Genomic DNA, 1,038 nt, shown 5'->3' with positions numbered 1-1,038 from the left:
GGGCCGCCGGCGGGTGTGTCGAATGCCCGGACAGTCGCGGGGGCCGCGTCGCGAGCCCGCACCGGCAAGGCAGGGCCAGGCGCATGACCTCGATTGCACATCACGTCGGCATTGACGTCTCCAAGGCACGGCTCGACGTCCATATCCTCCCCGCGGGCGAGGAGATGGCGTTTGGCAACGACGAGGCGGGCATCGCCGCCCTGTGCGCCCGCCTGTCGGCGCTCGGGGCCTGCCTTGCGGTGCTGGAGGCCACCGGCGCGCTGCAGGAGCGGGCGGCGGCGGCGCTGTGCGCGGCCGGCCATCTGGTGGCGGTGGTCAATCCGCGCCAGGTGCGGGATTTCGCCCGGGCCACGGGACGGCTGGCCAAGACCGACCGGCTGGACGCGCAGGCGATCGCCGCCTTCGCCCAGGCGGTGCGGCCCGCGCCCCGCCCGTTGCCGGACGAGGCGCGCCAGCGCCTCATCGACCTGGTGGCGCGGCGGCGCCAGCTGGTGGAGATGCGTGCAGCCGAGAAGATCCGCCGGGCGCAGATGGCATCCGCCCTCAGGCCGGCGCTGGAGGCGCATATCGCCTTCCTCGACCGCGAGATCATCGCCTTGGACGGCGACATTTCCGGCGGCCTGAAGGCGTCTCCGGCCTGGCGGATGGAGGATGACCTGATGGCCTCGGTGCCGGGGGTCGGGCCAGTGCTGCGGGCGGTGCTGATCGCCAAGCTGCCGGAACTGGGCTCGCTGTCGCGGCGCCAGATCGCAGCCCTGGTGGGGGTGGCGCCCCTCAACCGCGACAGCGGACAGATGCGCGGCCGGCGCACCATCTTCGGCGGCCGCGCCGAGGTGCGCACGGTGCTCTACATGGCCACCATTTCGGCCATCCGCTGCAATCGCGTACTGAAGGCCTTCCACGCCCGCCTGCGAGCCATGGGCAAGCCGCCCAAGGTCGCCATCACCGCCGCCATGCGCAAGCTCATCACCATCCTCAACGCCATGCTCCGCTCCAAAACATCATGGAGGACCGCTTGACCACACAGTCGCTCCCCCG

1 protein-coding gene is annotated in these 1,038 nt (G+C 72.1%); it reads left to right on the top strand.

Annotated features, from left to right (window positions below; all coding sequences use genetic code 11):
* Positions 1–83: 83 nt before the first annotated feature.
* Positions 84–1,019, top strand: a complete 936-nt coding sequence (locus V5F48_RS24925) for an IS110 family RNA-guided transposase (protein ID WP_394260640.1) — start codon at positions 84–86, stop codon at positions 1,017–1,019.
* Positions 1,020–1,038 lie beyond the last annotated feature (19 nt).

The sequence above is a fragment of the Xanthobacter autotrophicus ATCC 700552 genome (assembly GCF_043194565.1).
GTDB lineage: Bacteria > Pseudomonadota > Alphaproteobacteria > Rhizobiales > Xanthobacteraceae > Xanthobacter > Xanthobacter autotrophicus_F.
Note: the sequence above shows the minus strand (reverse complement) of the source record. Positions and strands in the feature narration are given on the sequence as shown.